Origin of the sequence: Vreelandella sp. F11, assembly GCF_042466685.1 — a bacterium.
Classification (GTDB): Bacteria; Pseudomonadota; Gammaproteobacteria; order Pseudomonadales; family Halomonadaceae; genus Vreelandella.
This window is the reverse complement of the sequence record NZ_CP170448.1, coordinates 3,792,465-3,815,904: the sequence shown is the minus strand read 5'-3', so window position 1 is coordinate 3,815,904 and position 23,440 is coordinate 3,792,465. Positions and strand designations below refer to the sequence as shown.

Below are 23,440 nucleotides of genomic sequence, written 5' to 3'. Positions count from 1 at the left end.
TGGCAGCGTTGTCGTGTTAAAGAGAGGAGAGTTTGCCTCTGCAGGCAGCCTGCGCAGCGGGTATCATGTGAGGAACTCTTTTTAGCACTTATTTTTTACGACTCTCTTTAGGAATTTGGTTATGGCTCGCGCTCCGATCGTCCTCGTAGATGGCTCCTCCTACCTTTACCGTGCCTTCCATGCGCTGCCGCCGCTAACGACCTCCAATGGTCAGCCGACGGGCGCGGTGAAAGGCGTGTTGAATATGCTCAAACGGCTGATCAAGGATTACCCCGACAGCCCCATGGCGGTGGTATTTGACGCGCCGGGTAAAACCTTCCGTGATGAGATGTATAGCGACTATAAAGCTCACCGCCCGCCCATGCCCGATGACTTGCGCAGCCAAATTGCGCCGTTGCACGCCTGCGTCAAAGCGTTGGGCCTGCCGCTGCTGTGTATTGAAGGCGTTGAAGCTGACGATGTGATTGGTACGTTGGCCCACCATGCCACCCAAGCGGGGCGCGACGCGGTGATCTCCACCGGCGATAAGGACATGGCGCAGTTGGTCAATGCCCATATCACGTTGGTCAACACCATGAAGGATGAAACCCTGGACGAGTCAGGGGTAGAAGAGAAGTTTGGCCTGCCCCCCGCCCTGATTATCGATTTTCTCGCCCTGATGGGGGACAAGGTCGATAACATCCCCGGCGTGCCCGGCGTGGGTGAAAAGACCGCGATTGGCCTGCTGCAAGGCATGGGCGGCGGTCTGGAGACCATCTACGGCGATTTAGAGCGAGTAAAAACGCTTACTTTCCGGGGCGCTAAAACGCTGCCTAAAAAGCTTGAAGAGCATCGCGAGCAGGCGTTTCTCTCCTATCAGTTGGCGACCATTAAAGTCGATTGCGATCTGCCGGTGGGCCTGGATGATTTGGATATTGCCCATCCAGATCGCGAAGCGCTGGTGGCGCTGTATAAAGAGATGGAGTTCCGCCAGTGGCTGGGCGAGCTGCTGGAAGGCAAGGACGAAGGCGTGGATGACGTAAAAGGCGGCGAGCCAGCACCCGCCAGCGCTGACGATAACGATCTCGAAAGCGCGGAGCCATCTGCCAGTGGGAGTGCTCGAGAAGATCACGTCATTCTTGAACAGGCAGACTTTGAGCGCTGGCTGGATAGGCTACAAAACGCCGAACGCTTCTGCTTTGACTTGGAGACCACCAGCCTCAACTATATGGATGCAGAAATCGTCGGCGTCGGCTTGTCGCTGGAAGCGGGGGAGGCGGCCTACATCCCGCTTGCCCACGACTACCTGGATGCGCCTAAGCAGCTTGACCGCAAAACAGTGCTGGCGGCACTAAAGCCGCTGCTGGAAGACTCGACCAAGACCAAGATTGGCCAAAATCTGAAGTACGACATTTCCGTGCTGGCCAACTATGCGATTGCCGTGGCGGGCCCGTTTGCCGACACCATGCTGGCTTCCTATGTGCTCAACTCCACCGCTACCCGCCACGATATGGACTCCCTGGCGCTGAAGTATCTGGGCGAGAAGACCATCTCCTTCGAAGAGATTGCTGGTAAAGGCGCCAAGCAACTGACCTTTAACCAGATTGCCCTGGAGCAAGCGGCGCCTTACGCCTGCGAAGATGTCGATATCACCCTGCGGCTGCAGCAAGCGCTACGCCCACAGGTCGAAAGCGAAGGGCGCCTGGCGGAGGTGCTGGATAGTATCGAGCTACCGCTGATCCAGGTGCTCTCGCGCATTGAGCGCAATGGGGTGGCGGTGGATGCGGAGCTGCTGCATCAACAGAGCCAGCAGTTAGAAAAGCGAATTGGCGAACTAGAGCGCGAGGCGTTTGAACTCGCCGGGCGCGAATTTAACCTGGGGTCGCCCAAGCAGCTGGGGCAAATTCTGTTTGAAGAGCAGAAAATTCCCGTGCTCAAGAAAACCCCTAAAGGCGCCCCCTCTACCGCGGAAGGCGTACTAGAAGAGCTGGCGCTGGATTACCCGCTGCCCAAGGTGATTATGCAGCATCGGGGGCTGGCCAAGCTGAAGTCCACTTATACCGATAAATTGCCGCGGCTGCTCAATAAAGCCACTGGCCGGGTACATACCAGCTATCACCAGGCGGTTACCGCCACCGGGCGGCTGTCGTCATCAGACCCCAACTTACAGAACATCCCCATTCGTACTGAAGAGGGGCGCAAGATTCGCCAGGCGTTTATTGCCCGCCCTGGCTATCGCATTGTCGCCGCCGACTACTCGCAGATCGAACTGCGCATTATGGCGCACCTTTCCGAAGATAAAGGCCTGCTCGAAGCCTTTGCCGAAGGGCGCGATATCCACACTGCCACCGCAGCGGAAGTCTTCGGCACCTCCCTTGAGAAGGTCTCTGGCGATCAGCGGCGCAGCGCCAAAGCGATTAACTTCGGCTTGATCTACGGCATGAGTGCCTGGGGGCTGTCGCGCCAACTGCATATCGAGCGTAACCAAGCGCAAACTTATATTGACCGCTACTTCGATCGCTACCCTGGCGTGGCCCGCTATATGGAGCGCATTCGCTCCCAGGCGGCGGAAGATGGCTTCGTCGAAACTGTATTAGGGCGGCGGCTCTACCTGCCGGAAATTCAGTCGCAAAATCGCAACCGTCGCCAAGGCGCCGAGCGGACCGCCATTAATGCGCCGATGCAGGGCACTGCCGCCGACATTATCAAGCAGGCGATGATCGACGTGGATGGGTGGCTGGCAGAAGGCGAGTTCGACGCGCTAATGGTCATGCAGGTGCACGATGAACTGGTGTTTGAGGTCGCCGAGAAGCAGGTCGAGGCGTTTATCGAGCAGGTGCAAAAACGCATGCAGGGCGCGGCTGAGCTAAAAGTGCCGCTGATTGTAGAAGCGGAGAGCGGCGCTAACTGGGATGAGGCGCATTAACCCTAAATGGTAAATAAACGCCCCCGCAGCCACTGGCTGCGGGGGCCGGTTAATCACGCTGTTTGGGCGCGATGTTTAGGGCAGGGGCTTAACGCCAGCTAACGCGGTCAAAAATGCGGATCGCTTCAGGGTTGTTTTCACCCAGTACGCTGATGTTCACCTCATCCGCTTTAAAATCGCCCCAAGACTCAAGCACAGGGTCTTTCTTGATACCTTCAACCACCGGGAACTCATTGTTGCCGGAGGCAAAAATCTCCTGGGCAGTGTCTGAGGCCAGGTATTCAAGGAAGCGAATGGCGTTATCGCGGTTAGGCGCACCTTCTACGACACCGGCGCCGCCAACGTTGACGTGGGTGCCGCGGTCATCCTGATTGGGGAAGATAAGACCTACTTTGCGAGCGGCTTCGCGATCGGCGTCGTCGTCAGATTTGAGCAGGCGAACATAGTAGTAGTGATTGGCCACGGCGATGTCACACTCGCCGCTGGCAACGCCCAAAATCTGGTCGGTATCGCCGCCTTCCGGATCCCGTGCCATGTTATTGACCACGCCCTGGGCCCACTCTTCGGCACCCTCTTCGCCGTGGTGCTCAATCATAGAAGCGAGCAGCGACTGGTTGTAAATGTTGTTGGAAGAGCGAATGCACACCTTGCCTTCAAACTGCGGATCGGCAAGATCTTCGTAGCTGGTAATCTGGCTTGGGTCGAAGTTTTCGCGGTTGTAGAAAATAACCCGGGCGCGCTGACTAAAACCAAACCATAGGCCGTCTGGGTGGCGCATTGATTCGGGCAGGCGCTCATTGAGAACGTCAGACTCTACGCTTTGGAAGATGCCTTCATCTTCCGCGCGCCATAGACGGCCTGCATCGACAGTCATCATGACGTCCGCCGGGCTGGCTACGCCTTCGCGCTGAATGCGCTCAATCAGTTGATCAGAGTCGCCTTCAAGGATATTGACTTCGATGCCGGTCTCTTCGGTGAACGCATCGTAAAGGCGTTCGTCAGAGTCGTAGTGGCGAGCAGAGTACAGGTTGAGCTCATCTGCCACGCTACTACCCGCAACAGCTGAGCCTGCCATAATGGCGGCTACTGATAATGTTAGGCGTGCCTTTTTCATAACCATTAACTCCGTCTCTATTTGATAATAAGTTGCATTTGCAGGCTAGCATTCAAACTTTTCCAGCCGTTGAGGTCAAGTTGAATGCTAACAAAACGCATTCAACGATGTTGACTGTACGTGCATCTCATCGCAATAAAAAATAGAATGCAAATAACTTTCAAATGTACCCAATCCGCGTTTAGACGTTTGTCGTGTGGTTGGCCCAGCTGTAGAGGGGAATTTATGACGGCAACCCTGAAGGTCACCTCGGCGGTGCCTTGCTCATCGGCGTTAACGCTGCACAATGTGCGGCATGCTTATGACGGCCATACAGTCGTGAAAGGGGTGGATTTAAGCGTTGCTCCAGGCGAGGTGGTGTGCCTGCTTGGCCCCTCTGGCTGTGGCAAAACAACGCTGCTGAGAATCGCTGCGGGCCTGGAAGTGCTGCAAGAGGGCAGCGTCTCCTTGGAAGATATCTATATAGCCGGGCAGGGCCACCGCCACGTGCCACCGGAAAAACGCAATGTCGGGTTGGCGTTTCAGGATTCAGCGCTTTTCCCCCACCTAACCGTGTTGGAAAATGTCACCTTTGGGCTTAAACATCTAGCCGCTCGGGAGCGTCGTGAGCGGGCGGCACAACTGCTTGAGCAGTTGGGTATGACCGCCTATGTCGATGTGTATCCGCATATGCTCTCTGGTGGGCAGCAGCAGCGGGTAGCCCTGGCGCGGGCGTTGGCGCCATCGCCGCGCTTAATGCTGTTGGATGAACCCTTCTCAAGCCTGGATGCGCGCCTGCGTGATCGTATACGTGACGATACGCTACATGTACTGAAAAAAGTCGGCGCTGCTACGCTGCTGGTGACCCATGACCCCGAAGAAGCCATGTTTATGGCTGATCGCATCGCGCTGATGCGCGATGGGCGGATCGTACAGACGGGAACTCCACGCGAGCTTTACTGTGCGCCTCAAGACCCCTTTGTGGTGACCTTTTTTGGCGACGTCAATGAGCTACAGGGCAAGGTACATAATGGTGCGGTGCATACGCCAGTTGGCCGGGTGCCTGCCGGTGGGCTAACAGAGGGCAGCGACGCGCAAATCATGATCCGCCCCGAGGCGCTGCGCATTGTTGAGCGAGATCTGCCTGCCGATGCCCATCGCCATAGCCATGTGGTAATGGCAAAGCTACTTGGGCGTACCAGCCTGCTACACCTGTGCGCCCATGGCGAAAACGGCCTTGAGGCGCACCTACACGCGCGCGTACCGGGAGTGTTTCTACCCGCAGAAGGCCAGCCGGTGGATATTCACCTCGACCTTTCACAAGTCTTTGTTTTCCCGCTCACGGCTTAATGCTTAATCAGGAGTGAGCCCCGGGGCGTGAGCGGCGCATGGCCATGCTGAGCAGAATAACCGGCAGGATGCCCACCACCACAATGGCTAGCGACGAGGTGGAGGCTTCGGCCAGACGCTCGTCAGAGGCCAGGTTATGCGCCCGCACCGCCAGGGTGTCGAAATTGAAGGGGCGTAGAATAATCGTCGCGGGCAGCTCCTTCATGACGTCAACGAAGACTAATATCCCTGCCGCCAGTAGGCTGCTGCGCATCATCGGTGTATGAATATGGCGCAGCGTGCCGCCTGCGGTTTGTCCCAGGGTGCGCGAAGCGGCATCCATACTGGGGGTTACTTTGCCTAGGCTCGCCTCAACGGCGTTGAACGAGACTGCTAAGAAGCGCACCACGTAGGCGTATAGCAAGATAAACGCCGACCCACTGAAGACCAGGCCAACGATGTAGCCATAGTGATTATTGAGCCAGGTGTTAAGGGCGTTATCTAGCCAGGCAAACGGGATTAAAATACCCACCGCGACCACCGAACCCGGGATTGCATAGCCCATGGAGGCGACCCGGGAAGAGACTCGCGCAAACGTTGTATCGTGCATGCGTACGCCGTAACTCAGCACCACCGCCAAGCCCACGGCAATCAGCGCGGCCACGGTTGCCAGCCCCAGGCTGTTCCAGGCGTAGCCTATAAAGCGCGAGCCCCACAGCGAATCGCCCCCCTGCAGCGCTAAATTGAGCAGAATGCCGCTGGGCAGTAAAAAGCCCACCAGCACCGGCACTAGGCAGGCTAACGTTGCCGCAGCAGCTCGCCAGCCATGCAGGGCGTATTCGGGCAACTGCTGGTAACGATTGGTGGTATGGAAATAGCGACGCTTGCCCCGCGACCAGCGCTCCAGCAGCACTAACACAATCACGAAGGTGAGCAGGCATGCCGCTAACTGCGCCGCTGCCACCTGCTCGCCCATGCCAAACCAGGTGCGATAGATGCCAGTGGTAAAGGTATCTACACCGAAGAACTGAACGGCGCCGAACTCGTTAAGCGTCTCCATCAAGACCAGCGATACGCCACCCACCAGCGCCGGGCGTGCCAACGGCACGGCGACGCTGGCAAACAGTTTCCAGGGGCCGCGCCCTAGTGTGCGGCCCACATCCAGCACGCAGACCGACTGCTCTAAAAACGATGCCCTGGCCAGCAAGTAAACGTAGGGGTAGAGCACCAGGGTAATCACCGTTGCGGCGCCACCCAGGGAGCGAATATTGGGAAAGTAGTAGTCGCCATACCCCCAACCAAATGTTTCGCGCAGCAGGCTTTGTAGCGGCCCGGCAAACTGCAGAAAATCAGTATAGGCGTAGGCGATGACGTAGGTGGGCACCGCTAGCGGCAGCAGTAGTGCCCACTCGAAGAGCCGTTTGCCGGGAAAGCGGCACATCACCACCAGCCAGGCGGTTCCGGTACCGATGATTAGTGTGCCTAGCCCCACTGTGACAACGAGCCAGAAGGTGTTATTCAAATAGCGGCCAAGTACGGTGCTGGCCAGGTGTTGCCAAACACCATCGGTGGGCATCGCAATATGCGCAAATACCACCAGCACGGGCAGCGCCACCACGAACGCTACCGCGATCAGGGCAATCGACCAGGGGGTAGCACGACGGCTAAGCGAAGAGGAGAAGGCAAATAGCCCGCGATAGCCGGATCTGAACAAGCAAACACTCCTTGCATTGACGGAAGCAGTAGTGGAAAGCCGGAAAGTAGCTCTGCACGCTTGGTGCGGAACTTGATGCGAAATAATACCGGGTGTGAATAGTAGCACTGGCGCCGCACTACTGCAGCCTTGCAGGCTCGCCGGCCGGGCAAAAGTAAGCCCGCCGAGGCGGGCTATTAATGGTAGAGGTGGAGCATTAAGCCGATGGGAAAAGGCCTAGTAACCCAGCATCATGCTCGGCAGGCCGGTGATCAGCCACGGGAAGAAGGCCATCAGCGTACACGCCAGTAGAATCAGCGCGACGAAGGGCACAACCGCTTTGTAGAGGTGGACGATTTCGACCCCAGGCGGTGCGACGCCTTTTAAGTAGAACAGCGCGTAGCCAAAGGGTGGGGTCAGGAACGATGTTTGCAGTACCACCGCCACCATCACCACGAACCAGAGCATATCGACGCCCATGGTTTCTACGATAGGCAGCATGATCGGGAAACTCAGCAGTACAATACCCGTCCAGTCCAGGAACATCCCCAGAATAAACACCAGGAACAGCATCAGGATCAGCGCCCCTATGGTGCCGCCGGGCATGGCAAGTACCAACTCACTGATCACTGTCATGCCACCACCGCGGGAGAATACGCCGGTAAAGGCTGTCGCACCCACCAGTACGAGCATGACCATGGTGGTGGTTTTACCCGCTTCGATCATTGTCCAGAAGCATGTGGAGACTTTGCGGTCGCCGAAAATCAAAAACAGAATGAAGGCGATAAATACGCCGATGGCCGAGGCTTCTGTGGCCGTGGCAACGCCGGTAAATAGCGCACCCAGCACGCCTAGAATCAACGACATGGGCGGGAGCACATACTTGGCCAACATAATCAGCAGCTGTTTAGTGCTCACTTCAGCGCGCTCTTCTGGCGGTACTTTGGGGCCGTAGCTGGGTTTGATATAGCAGATGATCAACACATAAAGCGCATACATGACCCCGAGCAGCAAACCGGGAATCAGCGCGCCAGCAAACAGGGCACCCACGGAGACCGGTGAGTAGCTGGCCATAAGGATCAGCATAATGCTGGGCGGAATCAAGATACCCAAACAGCCGCTGGCCATAATCACGCCTGCGCTAAGCTCTTTGTTGTAGCCATACTTGAGCATAGGCACCAGGGCAATCATGCCCATCACCGCAATCGAGGCACCGACAATACCGGTGGTCGCAGCCAGTAGTACCGAGACGATAACCACGGTAAGCGCCAGACCGCCGCGCAGGTTCGCCAGTAGCAAGCGCATGGCGTCAAACATCTTCTCGGTAACGCCAGAGTCGTTTAAGAACCGCGCCATCAAGATGAATAGCGGTATCGCCACCAATACATAGTTATCCATGGCGTTACCGAAAATATTGTTGATCAGGGTGCCGAGAATGCGCTCACCGGGGCCAAGAAAGGCACCAATAACCGCTACACCGCCGAGCACAAACGCCAGCGGGTGGCCCATAAACAGCCCGATCATCAGGCCACCAAACATCACCAGCGTTAGTAATTCAGGACTTAGGTTCATGCTGATGTCTCCTCGCGAAGCTGCATGATGGCACGCAGTACAATGGCAATGGCCTGTAGCAAGATCAGAATAGCAGCGACCACAATCACCCCTTTAATCGGGTAGACCGGGATCGAGACCATGCCATAGGTGGTTTCACCGCGGCTCCACGCGCGTTCAAAGAAGCTCCAGCCCAGAGTGATCAGCATCCAAATAAAGGGGACAAAGAAAATGAGATAGCCGAGTACGTCTAGCACGGCTTGCTTCCTGCGCGACAACAGGCGCTTCAGTACGTCGACTTCTACGTGGGCGTGATGTTTTAGCCCATAGGCCGCCATCAGCATGAAGTGGGCGCCAAACAGCATTTTGGTGACGTCAAAAGCCCAGTCGCTGGGGCGCCCAAACAGAAAGCGTGACGCAATATCGAAAAGAACAATCAGGGTAATGATGGCAATCAATGGAGCGATGATGCGCCCAAAGGCTTCATTGATGGCATCGATCGCCTTGGCAATCGCATTCATGGAAGATCTCCGCGGTCAGCACAAAAAACCGCCCCGGAAACCGAGGCGGCAGAGAAGCGCCTTACAGGCAGGCTTCGATCTCTTCCAATGAGGGCAAGTTATCCATCACGCGGCTCATGTTGTAGGGAGCTGAAACATCACGCCAAGTCGCATAATGCTCAAGATAGCCAATCATCGATTGGTAGACCTTGGCGTGGTCAGGGTCTTCGCAAGCGCCGCGCAGAATAACCTCGTTGGTGACCTCCTGGATGCGTGCCAAATCCTCTTCAGAGAACTGGTTGATCGTTACCCCCGCGTCAATGAACTTCTGGGTGGCTTCGGTAGACTGGCGCTCTGACCAGGCTAATGACCATGCCATAGTGGCGTCCGCGGCGATACGTAGGGTCTCTTGGGTCTCTTCGGAGAGCGCATCCCAGGCGTCTTTATTGATCATTACGCCAAATACGCTGGCCGACTGGTGCCAGCCGGGCGTTGCCCAGTAGTCAGCCACTTCGGCAAAACCAGCATTAAAATCAACACCTGGGGTGGAGAACTCACCAGCATCGATAACGCCGCGTTCAATGGCTTGGTAGACTTCACCACCTGCCAGGGTGACCTGCGAACCGCCCAGCTCTTCGAGTACGCGACCCTGGTCGCGGCCCGAAAGACGTAGACGCTTGCCGTCTAAATCGGCAATGCTCTCGATCGGAGTACGGCCCATAAAGCCCGACTCATTGTTGGTAATGCCGTAGGGGAGATAAACCATGTTGAACTGGCCATAAATCTCTTCATACAGCTCGCGGCCGCCCCACTGCTGAATCCAGTTGAGGTAGTCAACGCCATTAAACAGGCTGGTGGTGGTCGCCAGTGGCGAGAAGGCGGGGTTCAAGCCTGCCCAGTAGCCCGGCCAGTCGCCTGCGGCTTCAATACTGCCCGTTTCAGTGGCGTCAAACACTTCGGTGCCGGGCATTAGCGTGCCGCCTGCGCGGAAATTGATTTGTAGATCTTCGCCGGCGAGTTTATTGACCAGTTCCACCCAGTGCTGGTCAATCTTGATCAGGTCAAGGTTTTCCGGCCAGGTGGTGGTCATTGTCCACTGTTCTTGTGCTTGGGCGGTGGTCGATAAGGCCGCAAAGGCAATGCCGGCAGTGAGGCCGGTGAGAGCGAATTTGGTCATTTTTTTCATGATGTATTTCCTGGTTTGGCGTGTGGCGTTATTAGTGTTGGTTACCTGGAGTCAGGAAAGTGCAGCGCTACTAGGTTACGTTTACGTAAACAAGGGTTTTAGCGCTTCAGGGCTAAATTAGCACATCCAACCCGCTGCGGTGCAATATCAGTAATGTAAGAGATGTTGCCTGTGGGGTTTTATACGTATTCTTTGCAAATTTAATTAAAACATGTGGTTACCTATTTTTTTGAGCGCCAAAAAGAGAGGCTAAGTAACTCGAGAACGTTGAAAGGAGTTAAATTGTTCAACCAAAGTTGTAAGTGTAAGGCCCTCAATAAGTCGCTCAGCGGCACACTGGCACACTTAAAAGGGTAACGTAATGGGAAGCAGTCGTGCTGGAGAGGAAGGTCAGTTGTTAAATAGCCAAGTGCCAGAGAATAAACAGCAAGCACGAAGGGTGGCAGCGCTTGTTCATCATGCGCAGCGCTTAGCTCGCCGCCGCTGGCGCCAGCTAGTGTGGCTAAGCGGCGATGCCCAGCAGTGCCGAACGCTTGGACAGGCTTTATGGCAAGCCCACTCCTGGCATGCACCGCTGTGGGTGGGAGATGGGCATCTTTCGCCTCGCAAGGCGCGCACGCGACTGGGCGCAGAGCATCAGTTGGTAGTGCTCGATACCCACGGCAGCGGATTTGATCCTGAGGCGTTGGGGGCCTTGTCAGGAACGCTCACCGCCGGTGGCTTACTGGTATTACTCACCTCAGAGCCTTGGGGAGCGACGCCGGATCCGGACTACGCGCGTTTTGCCGATCATCCCTGGCGCTGGCCTGATCTGAGCTGTCACTACTTAGCGCGCTTGGCGCGGCAGTTGCAGGCCTCGTCTCAGGTGGTGCGCTGGGGCGTTGATCAGTCGCTGCATCTGCCTCACCTGCCTGCGCGCAGAGTAGACGACACAGCAGCAACTGATAGCGACTGCCTCACCTCCGATCAGGCCTACGCAGTGCGGCAACTGGTTGGCTTAAAGCGCCGCCGCCCGCTGGTCATCACCGCGGATCGTGGGCGTGGCAAAAGCGCGGCGCTGGGTATCGCCTGCGCTCGGTTGCTAACCAATAAAGCCCAACGAGTAGTGCTCACCGCGCCACGGTTGAGTGCGGTTGCGAGCGTGTTTGAACGGGTAGCAACACTTTGCCCGGACGGCCGTCGCGTTGCGCCAGGCCACTTTGTGTTGGCCCAGGGCAGCGAGCTGGTTTTTTTACCCCCGGATCTGCTCACCGAGCAGATTAATGCTCAGCAGTTGGGCGGTGATGGCAGCTATTTGATGGTTGATGAGGCGGCGGCGATTCCCGCAGCGCTGCTGGGGCAGTGGCTTGCTGCCTTTCCGCGTATTGCCTTTGCTACCACGGTGCACGGCTATGAGGGCTCGGGAAGGGGGTTTGCCTTGCGCTTTCGCGCGACCCTTGACCGCCTGACGCCTCAATGGAAAGCGCTAACGCTTAACGCGCCCATTCGCTGGCGCAGCGGCGACCCCCTGGAAGCCCTGGTCAATCAACTGCTTTTGTTAAAAGCGCCGCTGCCCAGCGCTCAGACGGATTGCAGCGTCGTGGCAACGCAGATGGTTGATCGCGCCTGGCTTGCCCAACAAGATGCCGTCTTGGAGAAACTGTTTGGACTGCTGGTGCAGTCCCACTACCGCACCTCTCCCAACGACCTGCGCCAACTGCTTGACGGCCCAGGCACTCAATTGCGCCTCATTGCGCAGGCGGACGAGCCGCAAGCGGTATTGGTTACCCGCGAAGAAGGCGGCTTTGAGGCCGCCCTTGCCGAGCAGGTCGCCCGTGGTGAACGCCGTCCACAGGGGCATCTACTGGCCCAGTCGCTGGCGACCCATGCGGGCAGTCGAGAAGCGCTAACAGCTCGCTGGCGGCGAGTGGTGCGTATCGCGACCCACCCCGAGCGACGTCGCCAAGGCTTGGGGAAAGTGCTGCTGCACGAGGATATGGACACCGCCAGGCAGCAGGGGATTGAGCTCTATGGCGCGACCTTCGGGGCAGAGGCATCGCTGCTAAGCTTTTGGCTGGCGTTAGGGTTTAGGCCGGTACGCCTGGGGATTAGCCGGGAGACATCCACCGGCGAGTTTGCTGTTATGGTGGCCAAAGCACTGAACTCAGAGGGCGAGGCGGTGCTTGCTGATCTTAGTGAGCGCTTCCAGGCGGCACTGCCGGGTCTGCTCGCTTTTGAGCTTAAAGCGTTGCCCGCTGCAGTGCTGGTACTGCTGCTCGGTCAACTGCCGAGTACTCCGCTAAACGACCGTGAGTGGCAGGATGTTAAGGACGTAGCAACGGCCCATCGTGACCCCGTCCTTGCCCGCCCGGCGCTGCAAGCCTTGGCCCGTGAAGCCTGCCGCTGCACTTTAACCGAGCCCCAGCAGCAGGCGCATCAACGGTTAGCCGCCTGGGCGTTTCAAAATAGTTCCCTGGCGGATGCCCACGGCGATGCCTTGAAAGCCCTACGCCTCGCTGCCAACAGCCTCACTGAGGTAAAGTAGGCTGGTTACCGATAACGAAGAGTCCTTATGAACGCACATCTTGACGCGCTTGAGCCCTCATTGGTTTGGCGCCACTTTCGAACGCTATGTAACACGCCGCGCCCCTCCGGGCATGAGGCGGCACTCGTCGCTATCCTCGAAAGCTGGGCCGATGCCCAAGGCCTCGCCCACGACCGCGATACCTTCGGTAATTTACGCCTACGTAAACCGGCATCCCCGGGCTGTGAACAGGCCCCGGGGGTGGTGCTCCAGGGCCACCTGGATATGGTCGCCCAGGCCAATAGCGGTCACGCCCATGATTTTACCCGCGATCCAATCAGCACTTATGTGGCTGACGGCTGGCTACACGCCGATGGCACTACCCTGGGCGCAGATAACGGGCTGGGCGTGGCGGCCATTCTTGCCGTGCTGGAAGACCCTGATTTACGCCACGGGCCACTGGAAGCACTCTTTACCCTGGAGGAAGAGACCTCCATGGGCGGTGCGCTGAACCTGGCGGAGAACTGGCTGGAAGGCTCGCTGCTGCTTAACCTGGACAGCGAAGATCGGGGCCAGGTCTATATTGGCTGCGCGGGCGGTGCCGACGTTGAAGTGGATGCCCAGTTGCCCAGCGCCGCCACTTCCGATCACGAGCGAGTAATCGAGATCGCCTTGACCGGCCTAAAGGGTGGCCACTCCGGTATTGATATCCATAAACCGCTGGGAAATGCCAACCGTTTATTGGTTCGAGTTTTGCGCTCCTTGGAAGCGTTTGACGCGCGCTTGATTAGCTACCACGGCGGCACCTTGCGCAATGCCATCCCTCGGGAAGCCTTTGCCCAGGTAGCGCTGCCCGCCGATGAAGTCGACGCCGCCATGGTGGCTATTGCGGGGCTGGAAACGATTCTGCTAAGAGAGTTGGGCAGTGGTGATAGTGGTCTTAGCATCAGCGTTCAACCCCTAACCGAGGCGCCCGAAGCGGAGCCGCTAACCTTGGACGCCAGCGTTATGCTGTTGGCAGCACTCCACGCTGCTCCTTGTGGGGTCGAGCGGATGAGCGCCGATGTCCCCGGCGTGGTAGAAACCTCCAATAACCTGGGCGTGCTAAGCCTGGAGAATGGGCGGCTGCACCTCTGCGCGCTGGTTCGTTCGCTGCACGACAGCGCGGTGGTCGCCATGGCGGATCGCTTTCAAGCGCTGTTTGGATTGATTGGCGCACGGGTGAAAGTCGAGAACGGTTACCCAGGCTGGGCGCCGAATCCGAATGGCGAGCTATTGGCGACCTTTAATGCCCGCCATGCGGCGCTGCTGGGACGCGAGCCGGAGGTGAAGGTTATTCACGCCGGGCTTGAGTGCGGCATTCTTGGTAGCAAATACCCGCATTTGGATATGATCTCTTTTGGGCCGCTGATTCGCGGCGCCCACTCGCCGGATGAGCGGGTGGAGTTAGCCTCGGTGGAAGAGTTCTGGACGCTGCTGCGGGCGTTGATCGAGGATCTCGCGACGCAACGTTAATCCGCGTTTTCAATCGATAAGCGCAACGAAAACGGCACCCAAAATGGGTGCCGTTTGACGTCAGGATGGTTAAAAACTTTGTAAACGCCTATTTACTCAAGTAGGCGTTGAGCATCCAGATGGTTTTTTCCTGTTCGCGGATATAGTCACCGGCTTGTGCGGCGGTGCCTTCATCGTCGGCGTCAGAAGCGAGCGCCAGCAGTTCACGCTGCAGCTCAATAATCGTTTGGTACCCTTTGAGCACGCCTTTGACACAGGTAGTGCCGTCGTGAACGTCTTTATCTTCCTGAATGCTTGAGAGTTTCACGTAGTCACTGTAAGCGTGTACCGGCTTGTGACCCAGGGTCAGGATACGTTCGGCAACCTCGTCTACTTTGGTCAGCAGGTCGGTGTAGAACTCTTCAAACTTGGCGTGCAGCTCGAAAAAATCGCTGCCACGAACATTCCAGTGGTAGCCGCGCACGTTCATATAGAAAATTTGGTAGTTGGCCAGCAGGTGGTTGAGCTTTTCGGCGAGCTGACTAGCGCTGCCTTCGTGTAGGCCAATGCTATTGGTATCCGTCATATCCTGCTTCCTCTTTATGCCGCACTATTCATGCAACATTATTAATGTCGCAATGGGCGGCGGTTAATGCGTGTAACCAGAATAGGGTGTCTTAGCGTCGGCGCAAAACAAGTTTTTTGCATCGCTGCCATAGCCCTTTGGTATTAGCTCTTTGGCATCAGTGCTTCGACATTAAGTCGTTGCCGTTACCCTTTGCTATTGCATTAGATGCTGGCGATGAGGTTTTTTTTCAAGGGCTGCACATGCTGTTTTAAGGTCTATGCGCCCACAGTCGCAGCAGGCTTTCGCAGCGCGCTTCCAGCAGTTCAGCGGTGCGCGGTAGCGCATCGGCTAAGGTCATCGGGCCGTCGGCCAAAGCAAACGCGGCCGTTACCCCTTCATCAAAGCAGGCCTGCCAGCCGTCGCCTAGGCTGCCTGCTAGCACAATAACGGCTCTGTTAAGACGCTTCGCAGCGCGGGAGACGCCAATCGGGGTTTTGCCAGACAAGCTTTGGCCATCCAGCCGCCCTTCGCCGGTGATCACCAAGTCAGCGCGAGCCAAAAGCGTGGCCATATCCGCTTGCTGCATAATCATCTCAATACCGGGTTTCAGGGTGGCATTGAGAAAGGCCTTGGCTGCAAACCCCATACCCCCTGCGGCGCCTGCGCCCGGCAGCGTACGGTAATCATCACCTAGTGCATGGGCGCTGATATCAGCGAAGTGCCCCAGCGCACGATCCAACTGTTCCACTTCCTCAGGGGATGCGCCTTTTTGTGGGCCAAATACCGCGCTGGCGCCCCGCTCGCCCAGCAGTGGGTTATCCACATCCACGGCGGCTTCCAGGCTGAGCTTGGCTAACCGCGGGTCTAGCCCATCGAGTTCTAAACGAGCTAGTTGGTTAAGCGCCGCGCCGCCAGGGGGCAGTGGTTCCCCATTTTGGTCAAAGAAGAGCGCGCCCAGCGCCTGGAGCATGCCTGCACCGCCGTCGTTGGTAGCACTGCCGCCGAGCAGTAGCAGCGCTTTCTCAGCCCCCTGATCCAGGGCCGCTAATAGCAGTTCGCCCACCCCGAATGTGGAGGTGTGCAGCGCAGTGCGCTCATCGGCCTCAAGGTGCTGTAAACCACTGGCTTCTGCCAACTCAATAAACGCGGTACGCTGGTCGCTCAGCCAACCCCAGGACGCTTGGCGAGGACGCCCCAGGGCGTCTTGAACCGTTAGCTGGCGACGCTGGGCGCCGGTGGCGGCGATCAGCGCATCCAAGCTGCCTTCGCCGCCGTCAGCCAACGGGCAAACCTGAACCTGCGCTTCAGGCATGGCGCGCAGTACGCCCCGCGCCATGGCGGCAGCGGCGTCTTGGGCGCTCAGCGCATCTTTGAAGCTGTCGGGGCAAAGCAACACATTCATTAGCACGATCTCCGCAAAAGAGTGTCTTCAATACGGTGTCTTCATTACAGTGTCAGTTAAGTATGACCACCTTTGGCGAGCTTAGCGCGCTAGCCTGCGCCAAACCAGCGGCCTCGTCCGTTAGAGGATCTAACATGAAGTCGATACCCATAAGCTTAACCTGTCTGCTAGCGCTTGCTGGCTGCCAAGTAGTTCCTGATCGCCTGCCCCAAGCAGAACCCGCGCCTGCGGCTTCGTGCTACTTCCCCGCAGCTCAAGAGAAGGCGCTGGAGACCAGCGTTTTCCCCGCAGCTCAAGAGAAGGCGCTGGAGACCAGCGTTGAGCTGCTCACTGAGTGGGGATTTACCCTGAACTCTACCGATACCACCTTGGGGTTGATTAGCGCCAGCCGCGAACGCCCGCTACACGGCTATTACGACCCTTACGATGATGCCTTCGGCTATGGGCATGGGATGCGCCTATTTGGTGGTTTAGGCGTAGGCCGGGGTTCCGGGGTAGGGTTCGGTATAGGGGGAGGTTTTGGTGGTGGCGTAGGCCAGCAGCCGGTGGAGGTTGAACGTGTGTCGCTACTGGTGGACGACGCGCATATTCGTATCTCCCGTGATATTCGTCGCTTCGATCACTGGGGCGACCTGCGCGAATCTTACAGTGCCAGCAATGACGACTTCTGTCAGCGTTTTCAAACCCGCTTTGCGCAAATTCTACCTGCGACCGGGAGGCCGTTATGAAAATTCGCCACTGGTTATGCGTTGGGTTATTGGTAGGACTGGCTGGCTGCGCGACGACGGCGCCTTTAGAGCCCCGTGAGCTGGTTTATGCTACCCCTCCCGAAGAGACGTTTCGCGATGCGGTCGAGCTGATGGTGGAGCAGGGGTATGTGGTGCGCCATGCGGATCTATCGCTGGGGCGAGCGGAAGCATCGCTTGCTCGCTGGCCGGAGTACCGTTTGCAACTGCAGGTGAGCGAAGAGGGGGGTGGCAGCCGTGTGCGGGTGTCGGCACTTAGGGGCAGCCAGCCACTGCCGCCCCGGTTGCTCGACCCTTGGCTTGTCGCCTTGCAGCATAAATTGGGTGTTGCGCCATGAAGTGGGCTGGGAGCGCCGTTGCCGTTTGCTTGGCCATGAGCAGTTTTGTGGTTAGCTCCGATGCCCGTGCCCATCCTCATGGCTGGATCGATTTAAGTGTTCGGGTCATCACTGATGATCAAGGCATGGTCAGTGGCCTGCATCAAACCTGGAGGATGGATCCTTTCTACAGTCTGGTCGTTTTTGAAGAGCTGCAACAGGTGGAAAACGCCAGTTTGGAAGAGGGCCTGGATCAGCTTGGCAGAGAGATTCGCGATAATCTCGCCGCGCAGCACTATTTAACCGAAGTGAAAATCAACGGCGAGCCCCAGGCGCTGGGTGACGTTAGCGAATATACCGCCATGGAGCGTGATGGACGGCTAACCTTTATGTTTATCCTGCCGCTGGAGAGTCCTCAGCCGCTGACAGACGCTCTGCTTAGCTATCAAGTGTTTGACCCCACTTACTATATCGAGGTGGTACACGAGGAGGAGGGCGGCCAACCCCAGGATGATGCGCTGATACTCCACGGTGAGCCTGCCTGCGAGTTGTCTATCCTGCCTGCTGATCCAGACCCTGAAATGGTGATGCAAGCGGCGCTGCTCGATAAGGATGAGAGCGGTGAGCCAGGCTTGGGACGCTATTTTGCTGAAACTGGCCAAGTTGATTGCCGCTAGGCGTTATTTAAAGTGTGCTGGTCATGCTCAACCTATCGACTATAACTATGTTTATGTTACTTTGTAACAATTTTTCGGTGGAGCGGTAAGATGTCATTAACACGGCCCTTTAAACGACACCTAGGGTTAATGCTGGGTCTGCTATTCGTCGCAGTCGTGCTTATCATCGCTTGGCAAGGCGGATTTCAGAGCGTGAGCTATCAGCTACTCGGGTGGCAGCGCGATCTACACCGTTCGCTAACGCTGGCAATTACCGAATTGTCGCGTACCCCTACCCTGATGACATGGGTGAGCCTACTGGGCCTTAGCTTCGCTTACGGTATTTTTCATGCCGCCGGGCCGGGGCACGGCAAAGCCGTATTGGCGACTTACCTAGCCACCCATGGCGGTGCGGTCAAACGTGCCCTGGGGCTGTCGTTTGCCGCCTCCTTATTGCAAGGGGTGACCGCCGTCGTGCTAGTCGTGGTGTTGGTGTATGGCTTGGGCTGGGTGACTCGGCAAGCCATGGGTAGCGTTGTCTGGGTGGAGCAGGCCAGTTTTTTGCTGGTGGCGGCCTTGGGGGCGTGGCTATGTTGGCGAGCCGTAAAGCAACTGCGGCGAGCCTACCAGCCAGAGCGAATTATCCACTCCCACGGCCCAGGCGAGGAACAGCATCAAAACCACGCACACAGCCACGACCTTGATCACAGTCACTGCTGCGGTGGTGCGCACCATATTGAACCACAGCAGGCGTTGGATTGGCGGACAGCGGTGATGACGGTCGGCGCTATTGGTATGCGCCCCTGTAGCGGTGCCGTGCTGATGGTCGGCGCGGCCAGCTTGCTGGGGCAGTTTGAGGTGGGCGTGGCCTCGGTCGTGGCCATGTCGATTGGCACTGGGATAACGGTCTCCGCGCTTGCGTTGGCGAGCATTTTTGCCCGCGGTTGGGCGCAGCGACGCTTATCCAAGCAGCAGCACAGCCAGCGTAGCGTGCAAAAAGCCACCGGCTGGGTAGCCTTAGCCGGCGGTGCGTTGATCGTGGCGTTGGGCACCTCCCTTAGCATTGCGGGTGTTACCCAGCCTGCCAGTGGGCCCCTGCTCAACGAGCCGCCTGCTCGGCAAGGTCACCCATTAACGGGGTAGCAGTAGGCTATACATCGAGGCCATGGATAAGTGCCAGCAGTTGATCCCGTAACTGCGCCTGGCTATCCAGATCGTAGGGGGTGGGTGATCCATTGCCCCATACCGGGGCAGGCCAGGTGGCATCGCCGTGGCGCCTAAGCACCACATGGACATGCAACTGGCTAACCACATTGCCTAGCGACGCAATATTGACTTTATCTCCCCCCAGGGCTGTTTTCATTGCGTCGCCTAGCTGAGTAGTTTCACGCCAAAGCTGCTGCTGGTCGTCGGCAGAAAGCTCGAATACTTCGCTAATAGAAGCGTGGCGCGGCACCAGTATCACCCAAGGGTAGCGCGCGTCATTCATTAGCAGCGCGCGGCTTAGCGGCAAGTCTGCGATGGGGAAGGTGTCGGCGGCAAGACGTTCATCTAGCTCGAAATTGATCAAATGTTAGGCTCCAGGCAGTAGTTTTGGTAATGGCTAGTATAGTCGCCGCGAAGTGAAGTAGGGAAAGTGAGCGCAATTGCCAAAACGCTGTTACCCTGAAAAAACTCCCAAGTGGCAAATTACGTTGCCAGTGGAGTTTCCCGATGATGAATGATCGTTAAGGAGAACGGAAAATGAAAAAATTATTGGCCATGAGCTTTATGCTGCTGATGACGGCGGGTGTTCTAACGGGCTGCAATACTATTGCTGGCGCTGGCCAGGATGTTGAAGAGGGCGGTCAAGCTGTCCAGGATGCAGCAAGTTAAGGTTGCATGAAAGATGGTAGTATCCCACGGGCTAGGCTAACAACGCCTGGCCCGTGGGGTTTTATGGCCTATCCCTATATAATCTACTTTTTTGGAGATTCATGGATGAAACCCTGTACGTCTTTGGTTAAGTTTGCCGCTGTTGGCGCCTGTGCGCTGTTGTTAACAGCCTGTGTTAACTCGCAAATGCCAATTTCCCCTGCCAACGATGACGTAGACGCAGCGCCACCGCCGCCAACGGTGGGGTCTAATGGCGCTAGTGATGAGCAAGCCGCCACCTGTGATCTAGACGCTATCCAGTCGGCTATTGGTGAGCCCTTCGATGAGGCGCACGTTGCGCAGTTACAAAGCGACAGCGGCGCGCGACAAGTGCGCGTACTTCGCCCTGGTGATATGGCCACCATGGATCACCGCCCGGATCGTTTGAATGTGCATCTTGACGATCAGGATATGGTTGAAGATCTGCGCTGCGGCTAGGGCTAGGGCCTGTTGACGTTTTGCTACCCCAAAATCAGCACGACGCAGGCGGCGGTCAACACGCCCATAGTAATATTGAACGCCCGCCATGCGCCGTCGCTTTTGATCCACTGCCCAATGGCCGTGCCAAAGGCTGCCCATAAGGCAATGCAGGGCAGGGCTACCACTTCTGCAAAGCCTGCCAGTAGCAGCGCATTAAATACCGGTTGGCCGCTTTCGGGTAGAAAACCTGCCATCAACGCTAGCCCCATTACCCACGCTTTTGGATTGGCGAACTGAAATGCCGCCGCCTGCCAAAAGGTGAAGGGGACACTATGGGCCTGCGCCTTAAGATTGGGTGGCGGGGCGCTGGCGATTTTCCATGCCAAATAGAGCAAGTAGGCGCTGCCGACCCAGCGCAGTGCAGTTTGAATCGCCGGGTAGCGTTCAAACAGCACTCCCAGCCCCAGCGCTATCCCCGCAAACAGCAAAAAGCAGCCACCTAAAATTCCCCACATGTGCGGCAGTGTGCGCTTAAAGCCGAAGTTGGCGCCAGAAGCGGTGAGCATGACGTTGTTCGGGCCCGGCGTAAGGGTCATCGACATCATATAGAGTGCAGCCGGGCCGAGGATTAACCATTCGCTGTTCATTTTATTGTATCCATACAATCATGGGTAGAGAGTTGCTTTTGAGGAGCTATTGTTAGCATAATGGGGTTTAAATTGACGTCAAAGGTTTTATTGTCACCATGACAATGTGGGTGCCTTCGCTAGCTGAGTTTTCTGGCTCACGCTATCGCGCTATTGCCAGCGCCATTGAAGCCGCTATTCAGGCCGGAGAGCTACGGCCTGGGGAGCGATTGCCGCCCCAGCGCCGCTTGGCGGATGCATTGGGCGTGACCATTGGTACGGTGACCCGGGGCTACGCTGAGGCTGAACGCAGTGGCTGGGTGTCGGCACGGGTGGGTAGCGGCACTTATGTGAAGAGCCAAACCCAAAACAGTGCTGTTAGCCTGACCTTCCCCGCTGACGAAACGGACGGTGTGATCGATTTAAGCCTTAGCCTGCCACCCCCCCATCCGTTGCGGCAGTCGCTGTTGAGCGAAGCGCTGCTTGCTTTAAGCCAATCCGGGGCCGCATTAGCGCGTGGTGTTACCTACCAACAGGCTCAGGGGCGTCATGAGCACCGTGAAGTACTCGCTCGCTGGTTAAATACGTTGGGGATGCCGCTTATCGCCGATGAACTGCTCATCACCCAGGGGGGGCAGCACGGCATCAGCCTGGCGCTCAGCACCCTGCTTCGGCCGGGCGAGCTGCTGGTGGCTGATGCTCTGACCTATCCCGGCGCCATCAGCGCAGCGCAGCAGGGCCACCTAAAGTTGGTGGGGATTGGTCAAGACAGTGAAGGGATGCGCATGGATCTGCTTGAGGCGCAGTGTGCCCGGCAGCCGCCGAGAGCGATTTATCTAACGCCGGAACAGAACAACCCCACTGGTGCATGCTTGAGCGAATCGCGGCGTGAACGACTGGTAATGCTGGCCAGGCGCTACGATATCTGGCTGATTGAAGATGGCGTGCAGTATCTGCCCGCTGAGCAGCGTGGTACGCCTCTTTATAAACTTGCGCCGGAACGCACGCTGTTTGTGTTTAGTACCGCTAAAGTACTCGCGGGCGGGCTGCGGATAGGCGTGCTGCGCGCGCCTCAAAGCTTACACGAGCGGTTAGCGACAGGCCTACGCGCCCAGAGTTGGATGGTGCCGCCGCTAATGGTCGATGTAGTCTGTCACTGGGTTAACCAGGCTGCGGCTGAGAAGCTACTTACCTGGCAGACCCAGGAGCTGGCGGAGCGTCAACGGCTGGCTGCCGAATGGCTGCGAGGGTTTACCTTAAGCGGGCGATCCCACAGCAGTAATGTCTGGTTGACGCTGCCAGAGGGGAGCCGGGCCGGAGAGCTGTGTGACCGGCTACTGCAGCGGGGCGTTAAGGTAAGCAGTGCAGAGCCCTTTTGTGTGGGCAGCACGCCAGCGCCCCAAGCCATTCGCCTCTGTATTGGAGCCGCGGCGGATCGCAGCGAACTCGTTCAAGCGTTGAGTATCATTGCCGCCTGCCTAACCGAGCGTCCATTAGCCCCTGCCACCTTGTGAATTATTCGTAGCGATCTTTCCAGCCCTGGTGGCGCACTTGGTCTTTGAGCATTTCGAGGATGTCGTAAAGCACCTGTTCGGTGACCCGATTGCTGCCTTCGTCAACCGTCAGCCAAGTGTCGAAGCCGCTGTCGGCGGTGTGCTCTACCAGTTGTCTAAACTCATCTGAATGAATGCCTAGCAGCAGTTCATCGACTAGCCGCTGAGCAACACCGCTGAGCGAGGCTTCCATCGCACTGGTGGCCTGCTGCCCCATGGGTAGCCGGTTCAGGCGCTGAATTTCGGGGCTTTCACGTAACGTGCGACTCACCAACTCGCTGATCGCCGCCATAATGGATTGGCGGTTGTGCTGGTAGGCTTTGCCGATAGTGCTCTCCAGCCGCTGAGCGATCTCATGAATCAGCTGCGCTTTGCGCGGCATGATCACGCGCTCAATGACGCGCTCGGTGAGAGAATCGCTGGCGCGTATCTGCTCCTGCACATTGCCGAGTAGCCGCAGGGCAATGCGGTCAGAGAGTTCCTCAAGCAAAATATCGTAATACTTGGCAAAAAACTGATAGATATCCCAGCGGGTAACATCAATAAGACCCAGGCGGTGGAGGCGGTGGAGCAGCGATACGACGCGTAAAATACGCAGCAGGCGGAAGCCCGACAGAGGAATACAGCCCAGCACGTCATACCAATGCACGAAGGGGTAAAAGAACCAGCGATGATAGCGCCGCTCGGCAATGGCGATTGACCAGCCGAGCAAAACATCGGCGATAAAAAAGCTAACAAATACCAGGTCGATGGTGATGAAGCGGCTATGAATCACGTCATCATAGAAAGTGTGAAAACCGGGGGCAAGATTGGCGATGCCTTGGTTAATGGGGCCGAGTAGAAACAGTGAATCAAACAGCAGCAGAGAGAGATTGATCACTACCAGCGTCAGAATGAAAAAATCCCAACCAATATGGGCGTATTCAACCGCTCTCGGCAGGTGCGGGTAGCGTTCCCTGGCGGACATACGAACTCCTTCTCTGG

Annotated in this window: 21 protein-coding genes; 11 read left to right on the top strand and 10 right to left on the bottom strand. The window is 57.3% G+C overall.

Features of this window, described 5'->3' with window-relative positions; genetic code table 11:
- Positions 1-121 precede the first annotated feature (121 nt).
- Entirely contained in the window at positions 122-2,905 is a 2,784-nt protein-coding gene (gene polA, locus ACFIOZ_RS17505) for a DNA polymerase I (protein WP_386080014.1), read from the top strand.
- An 88-nt stretch (positions 2,906-2,993) separates the two neighbouring features.
- On the opposite strand, the gene ACFIOZ_RS17500 is transcribed toward polA, so the two are convergent.
- Positions 2,994-4,019: a Fe(3+) ABC transporter substrate-binding protein gene (locus ACFIOZ_RS17500; protein ID WP_386080012.1), complete on the bottom strand. Its 1,026-nt coding sequence runs from the start codon at positions 4,017-4,019 to the stop codon at positions 2,994-2,996.
- A 225-nt stretch (positions 4,020-4,244) separates the two neighbouring features.
- On the opposite strand from ACFIOZ_RS17500, the gene ACFIOZ_RS17495 reads away from it, so the two are divergent.
- The gene (locus tag ACFIOZ_RS17495) at positions 4,245-5,348 is read left to right on the top strand and encodes an ABC transporter ATP-binding protein (protein WP_386080011.1); all 1,104 of its coding nucleotides are present in this window, start codon (positions 4,245-4,247) and stop codon (positions 5,346-5,348) included.
- A 7-nt stretch (positions 5,349-5,355) separates the two neighbouring features.
- Here ACFIOZ_RS17495 and ACFIOZ_RS17490 read toward each other — a convergent pair whose 3' ends face one another.
- From ACFIOZ_RS17490 to dctP, 4 genes are all read right to left on the bottom strand, one after another.
- Positions 5,356-7,041, bottom strand: coding sequence for an ABC transporter permease (locus tag ACFIOZ_RS17490; RefSeq protein WP_386080009.1), 1,686 nt, complete (start codon positions 7,039-7,041; stop codon positions 5,356-5,358).
- 216 nt (positions 7,042-7,257) lie between these two features.
- The gene (locus ACFIOZ_RS17485) at positions 7,258-8,592 is read right to left on the bottom strand and encodes a TRAP transporter large permease (RefSeq protein WP_211596518.1); all 1,335 of its coding nucleotides are present in this window, start codon (positions 8,590-8,592) and stop codon (positions 7,258-7,260) included.
- Positions 8,589-9,092, bottom strand: a complete 504-nt coding sequence (locus ACFIOZ_RS17480) for a TRAP transporter small permease subunit (RefSeq protein WP_308337196.1) — start codon at positions 9,090-9,092, stop codon at positions 8,589-8,591. Before ACFIOZ_RS17480 ends, ACFIOZ_RS17485 begins: the two co-directional genes overlap by 4 nt.
- Before the next feature lie 61 nt (positions 9,093-9,153).
- Positions 9,154-10,257 carry a TRAP transporter substrate-binding protein DctP gene (gene dctP / locus ACFIOZ_RS17475; RefSeq protein WP_386080007.1) on the bottom strand — a complete coding sequence of 368 codons (1,104 nt, stop codon included), beginning with the start codon at positions 10,255-10,257 and terminating at the stop codon, positions 9,154-9,156.
- A 361-nt stretch (positions 10,258-10,618) separates the two neighbouring features.
- Between dctP and ACFIOZ_RS17470 the strand changes: the two genes are divergently transcribed.
- Positions 10,619-12,781, top strand: a complete 2,163-nt coding sequence (locus ACFIOZ_RS17470; RefSeq protein WP_386080006.1) for a tRNA(Met) cytidine acetyltransferase TmcA — start codon at positions 10,619-10,621, stop codon at positions 12,779-12,781.
- Between the two features lie 27 nt (positions 12,782-12,808).
- The gene (locus ACFIOZ_RS17465; protein ID WP_386080004.1) at positions 12,809-14,275 is read left to right on the top strand and encodes an aminoacyl-histidine dipeptidase; all 1,467 of its coding nucleotides are present in this window, start codon (positions 12,809-12,811) and stop codon (positions 14,273-14,275) included.
- An 88-nt stretch (positions 14,276-14,363) separates the two neighbouring features.
- On the opposite strand, the gene ACFIOZ_RS17460 is transcribed toward ACFIOZ_RS17465, so the two are convergent.
- Both ACFIOZ_RS17460 and ACFIOZ_RS17455 read right to left on the bottom strand, forming a co-directional pair.
- A complete protein-coding gene (locus tag ACFIOZ_RS17460; protein WP_386080002.1) occupies positions 14,364-14,840 on the bottom strand; it encodes a Dps family protein in 477 nt (158 codons plus the stop codon).
- Positions 14,841-15,090: 250 nt separating this feature from the next.
- Positions 15,091-16,224, bottom strand: coding sequence for a glycerate kinase (locus ACFIOZ_RS17455; RefSeq protein WP_386080000.1), 1,134 nt, complete (start codon positions 16,222-16,224; stop codon positions 15,091-15,093).
- Between the two features lie 134 nt (positions 16,225-16,358).
- Between ACFIOZ_RS17455 and ACFIOZ_RS17450 the strand changes: the two genes are divergently transcribed.
- The 4 genes from ACFIOZ_RS17450 to ACFIOZ_RS17435 all read left to right on the top strand — a co-directional run bounded on the left by ACFIOZ_RS17450 (position 16,359) and on the right by ACFIOZ_RS17435 (position 19,086).
- Positions 16,359-16,952: a hypothetical protein gene (locus ACFIOZ_RS17450; RefSeq protein WP_386079998.1), complete on the top strand. Its 594-nt coding sequence runs from the start codon at positions 16,359-16,361 to the stop codon at positions 16,950-16,952.
- Positions 16,949-17,308: a hypothetical protein gene (locus ACFIOZ_RS17445; protein ID WP_386079997.1), complete on the top strand. Its 360-nt coding sequence runs from the start codon at positions 16,949-16,951 to the stop codon at positions 17,306-17,308. Before ACFIOZ_RS17450 ends, ACFIOZ_RS17445 begins: the two co-directional genes overlap by 4 nt.
- Positions 17,305-17,964, top strand: a complete 660-nt coding sequence (locus tag ACFIOZ_RS17440) for a DUF1007 family protein (RefSeq protein ID WP_386079995.1) — start codon at positions 17,305-17,307, stop codon at positions 17,962-17,964. Before ACFIOZ_RS17445 ends, ACFIOZ_RS17440 begins: the two co-directional genes overlap by 4 nt.
- A gap of 90 nt (positions 17,965-18,054) precedes the next feature.
- Complete coding sequence (locus tag ACFIOZ_RS17435) at positions 18,055-19,086, top strand: nickel/cobalt transporter (RefSeq protein ID WP_386079994.1); 1,032 nt, start codon at positions 18,055-18,057, stop codon at positions 19,084-19,086.
- A 7-nt stretch (positions 19,087-19,093) separates the two neighbouring features.
- Here the strand turns inward: ACFIOZ_RS17435 and ACFIOZ_RS17430 are convergent, their stop codons facing one another.
- Complete coding sequence (locus ACFIOZ_RS17430; RefSeq protein ID WP_386079993.1) at positions 19,094-19,513, bottom strand: HIT domain-containing protein; 420 nt, start codon at positions 19,511-19,513, stop codon at positions 19,094-19,096.
- Positions 19,514-19,686: 173 nt separating this feature from the next.
- Here ACFIOZ_RS17430 and ACFIOZ_RS17425 point away from each other — a divergent pair, with 173 nt between their 5' ends.
- Together ACFIOZ_RS17425 and ACFIOZ_RS17420 are read left to right on the top strand one after the other, a co-directional pair.
- Positions 19,687-19,818 carry an entericidin A/B family lipoprotein gene (locus ACFIOZ_RS17425; RefSeq protein ID WP_226250697.1) on the top strand — a complete coding sequence of 44 codons (132 nt, stop codon included), beginning with the start codon at positions 19,687-19,689 and terminating at the stop codon, positions 19,816-19,818.
- A 105-nt stretch (positions 19,819-19,923) separates the two neighbouring features.
- Positions 19,924-20,295, top strand: a complete 372-nt coding sequence (locus ACFIOZ_RS17420; protein WP_386079991.1) for an I78 family peptidase inhibitor — start codon at positions 19,924-19,926, stop codon at positions 20,293-20,295.
- Positions 20,296-20,318: 23 nt separating this feature from the next.
- Here ACFIOZ_RS17420 and ACFIOZ_RS17415 read toward each other — a convergent pair whose 3' ends face one another.
- Positions 20,319-20,924 (bottom strand): LysE family translocator, encoded by a 606-nt coding sequence (locus ACFIOZ_RS17415; protein ID WP_386079989.1) that lies wholly within the window; start codon positions 20,922-20,924, stop codon positions 20,319-20,321.
- A gap of 98 nt (positions 20,925-21,022) precedes the next feature.
- Here ACFIOZ_RS17415 and ACFIOZ_RS17410 point away from each other — a divergent pair, with 98 nt between their 5' ends.
- Positions 21,023-22,417 (top strand): PLP-dependent aminotransferase family protein, encoded by a 1,395-nt coding sequence (locus ACFIOZ_RS17410; protein ID WP_386079988.1) that lies wholly within the window; start codon positions 21,023-21,025, stop codon positions 22,415-22,417.
- A 1-nt stretch (position 22,418) separates the two neighbouring features.
- Here the strand turns inward: ACFIOZ_RS17410 and ACFIOZ_RS17405 are convergent, their stop codons facing one another.
- The gene (locus tag ACFIOZ_RS17405) at positions 22,419-23,423 is read right to left on the bottom strand and encodes an ion transporter (RefSeq protein ID WP_386079986.1); all 1,005 of its coding nucleotides are present in this window, start codon (positions 23,421-23,423) and stop codon (positions 22,419-22,421) included.
- Positions 23,424-23,440: the final 17 nt, after the last annotated feature.

What these genes read in the sequence shown, in the direction of transcription:
- polA (WP_386080014.1), top strand. Translation starts at nt 122, where the DNA reads ATGGCTCGCGCTCCGATCGTCCTCGTAGATGGCTCCTCCTACCTTTAC.
- ACFIOZ_RS17500 (WP_386080012.1), bottom strand. Translation starts at nt 4,019, where the DNA reads ATGAAAAAGGCACGCCTAACATTATCAGTAGCCGCCATTATGGCAGGC.
- ACFIOZ_RS17495 (WP_386080011.1), top strand. Translation starts at nt 4,245, where the DNA reads ATGACGGCAACCCTGAAGGTCACCTCGGCGGTGCCTTGCTCATCGGCG.
- ACFIOZ_RS17485 (WP_211596518.1), bottom strand. Translation starts at nt 8,592, where the DNA reads ATGAACCTAAGTCCTGAATTACTAACGCTGGTGATGTTTGGTGGCCTG.
- ACFIOZ_RS17480 (WP_308337196.1), bottom strand. Translation starts at nt 9,092, where the DNA reads ATGAATGCGATTGCCAAGGCGATCGATGCCATCAATGAAGCCTTTGGG.
- dctP (WP_386080007.1), bottom strand. Translation starts at nt 10,257, where the DNA reads ATGAAAAAAATGACCAAATTCGCTCTCACCGGCCTCACTGCCGGCATT.
- ACFIOZ_RS17470 (WP_386080006.1), top strand. Translation starts at nt 10,619, where the DNA reads ATGGGAAGCAGTCGTGCTGGAGAGGAAGGTCAGTTGTTAAATAGCCAA.
- ACFIOZ_RS17465 (WP_386080004.1), top strand. Translation starts at nt 12,809, where the DNA reads ATGAACGCACATCTTGACGCGCTTGAGCCCTCATTGGTTTGGCGCCAC.
- ACFIOZ_RS17460 (WP_386080002.1), bottom strand. Translation starts at nt 14,840, where the DNA reads ATGACGGATACCAATAGCATTGGCCTACACGAAGGCAGCGCTAGTCAG.
- ACFIOZ_RS17455 (WP_386080000.1), bottom strand. Translation starts at nt 16,224, where the DNA reads ATGAATGTGTTGCTTTGCCCCGACAGCTTCAAAGATGCGCTGAGCGCC.
- ACFIOZ_RS17450 (WP_386079998.1), top strand. Translation starts at nt 16,359, where the DNA reads ATGAAGTCGATACCCATAAGCTTAACCTGTCTGCTAGCGCTTGCTGGC.
- ACFIOZ_RS17445 (WP_386079997.1), top strand. Translation starts at nt 16,949, where the DNA reads ATGAAAATTCGCCACTGGTTATGCGTTGGGTTATTGGTAGGACTGGCT.
- ACFIOZ_RS17440 (WP_386079995.1), top strand. Translation starts at nt 17,305, where the DNA reads ATGAAGTGGGCTGGGAGCGCCGTTGCCGTTTGCTTGGCCATGAGCAGT.
- ACFIOZ_RS17435 (WP_386079994.1), top strand. Translation starts at nt 18,055, where the DNA reads ATGTCATTAACACGGCCCTTTAAACGACACCTAGGGTTAATGCTGGGT.
- ACFIOZ_RS17425 (WP_226250697.1), top strand. Translation starts at nt 19,687, where the DNA reads ATGAAAAAATTATTGGCCATGAGCTTTATGCTGCTGATGACGGCGGGT.
- ACFIOZ_RS17420 (WP_386079991.1), top strand. Translation starts at nt 19,924, where the DNA reads ATGAAACCCTGTACGTCTTTGGTTAAGTTTGCCGCTGTTGGCGCCTGT.
- ACFIOZ_RS17415 (WP_386079989.1), bottom strand. Translation starts at nt 20,924, where the DNA reads ATGAACAGCGAATGGTTAATCCTCGGCCCGGCTGCACTCTATATGATG.
- ACFIOZ_RS17410 (WP_386079988.1), top strand. Translation starts at nt 21,023, where the DNA reads ATGACAATGTGGGTGCCTTCGCTAGCTGAGTTTTCTGGCTCACGCTAT.
- ACFIOZ_RS17405 (WP_386079986.1), bottom strand. Translation starts at nt 23,423, where the DNA reads ATGTCCGCCAGGGAACGCTACCCGCACCTGCCGAGAGCGGTTGAATAC.